The sequence below is a fragment of the Sphingomonas sp. CFBP 8760 genome (assembly GCF_014841615.1).
Taxonomy (GTDB): Bacteria; Pseudomonadota; Alphaproteobacteria; order Sphingomonadales; family Sphingomonadaceae; genus Sphingomonas.
The window spans coordinates 1-1,057 of sequence record NZ_JACYUG010000055.1; the positions used below are offsets into that span (position 1 = coordinate 1).

A 1,057-nucleotide genomic window follows, 5' to 3' on the forward strand; every position below is an offset into this window, starting at 1 on the left:
CGAACCGTGTCACGCTGAGCAAATGCCTCTCCACTTAAGCGGGGCAAGTCCAAAGAGGAAGTTGCACAGCATGACCACGACCCTTCGCGCTCGCCTCACGGTCCTGGCTAGCCTCTTCGCCGCTGGCTGCTCGCCGCTAGGCGTGTTCGACACGCTGGTGCCTAAAGATCGAGGTGCGGGAAAGGTCGCAACCGCCGTCGCATATGGTAACGATCCACGTCAGAGGCTGGACGTTTATGCACCGCGGCCGCAATCGATCGGCCGGCGACCGGTGGTGGTGTTCTTCTATGGCGGAAGCTGGAACAGCGGATCGCGCTCAGGGTATGCCTTCGTCGGCAGAGCGTTGGCGGCAAAGGGGTTCGTTGTCGTTATCCCCGACTATCGGCTCGTGCCTACGGTTCGCTATCCATCCTTCGTTGAGGATGGCGCAGCAGCTGTGCGCTGGACCGAGGCACATGCTGCGGAGTTCGGCGGGGACCCGGCTCGGCTCGTGCTGATGGGTCATTCGGCGGGCGCCTATATCGCCGCGATGCTAGCGGTAGACGATCGTTGGCTACAGGACGATCGGCGGGCGGTCAGAGGCTTCATAGGAATGGCTGGCCCCTATGACTTTGCTCCTTTCGATGTCGACGCCAGCCGTGCCGCATTCGGTGGGTGGCCCCGGCCCAAGGACACGCAGCCCATCACGTGGGCCGGGACCGGAGATCCACCAGCGCTGCTGCTCGTTGGAGCGGGCGACACTATTGTCCGCCCGCGTAACAGTAAAGCGCTCGGCGCAAGATTGCGTGCGGCTGGCGTTTCGGTGGACCTCCGGTCCTATCCAAAAATGGGCCATGTCGGCCTGCTCCTGGCGCTAGCGCGTCCATTTAGGAGCAGGGCACCGGTACTCGAGGATGTCACCAGCTTCGTACGCAAGGTAAAATGATCGTACGTCTTGGACGCTGCTCGATACAGGTGAAATGCTCAGTCGATAGGCAGTCTCAAACTCGACGTCTCTTAGAGTGCCTAACAGAACCTTGAAGCGTTACGTATCAGTTCCAAACTTTGGACTATGGCC

Annotated in this window: 1 protein-coding gene; it reads left to right on the top strand. The window is 60.8% G+C overall.

Translation table 11 applies throughout. The features are described 5' to 3' along the window. Window positions 1-70: 70 nt before the first annotated feature. The gene (locus IFT82_RS20310) at window positions 71-925 is read left to right on the top strand and encodes an alpha/beta hydrolase (protein WP_192129941.1); all 855 of its coding nucleotides are present in this window, start codon (window positions 71-73) and stop codon (window positions 923-925) included. Window positions 926-1,057: the final 132 nt, after the last annotated feature.

What these genes read in the sequence shown, in the direction of transcription:
- IFT82_RS20310 (WP_192129941.1), top strand. Translation starts at nt 71, where the DNA reads ATGACCACGACCCTTCGCGCTCGCCTCACGGTCCTGGCTAGCCTCTTC.